This is a genomic window from Streptomyces sp. NRRL B-24572, assembly GCF_002156145.1.
In the GTDB taxonomy this organism is placed as follows: domain Bacteria; phylum Actinomycetota; class Actinomycetes; order Streptomycetales; family Streptomycetaceae; genus Streptomyces; species Streptomyces vietnamensis.
Genome location: NZ_MWIG01001099.1, coordinates 1 through 396 on the forward strand (window position 1 = coordinate 1; position 396 = coordinate 396).

General features: G+C 61.1%; 1 protein-coding gene. It reads right to left on the minus strand.

All coding sequences use genetic code 11. From position 1 onward, the window contains the following. A partial coding sequence (locus CCN56_RS42820; protein WP_143664836.1) for a hypothetical protein occupies positions 1-354 on the minus strand: 354 nt, incomplete at its 3' end. Between the last annotated feature and the right edge of the window lie 42 nt (positions 355-396).

The following is a 396-nucleotide window of genomic DNA, read 5'->3' on the forward strand; positions in this document are numbered from 1 at the left end:
GAGGACGGCGAGGAGTTCGCCGTCTGTCATCAGCCGGCCGAGCCCTTCTCCAAACTTCAGCACCCTAAGAAGCTGCTGCTCGGTGTTCTGCAATTTACCCTCGGTCACGGCGCGGTCGTTTGCCCATATTTCCCGGAAGAGCCTAGAGACGAGTGCATAGCCATCATCGGGCTGGCCACGATAGAAAGTCCGCTCGGATTCCGGGGGAAGAGGCACACTTCCCTCTGGGTGGGGAGGCTGTGCGCCTGCTTCCATCCACTCCCACAGGGTCTCTTCGGAGTTGATTCCGACTTTCACGTTGATTTCGCGGTCCCGGAAGAAACGTCTGGGCGAATATCGCTGGGGAGCGTCCATGGCGCACTCCTTGCACAGGGTGCCCGTTCCGGCGGCGGGCTG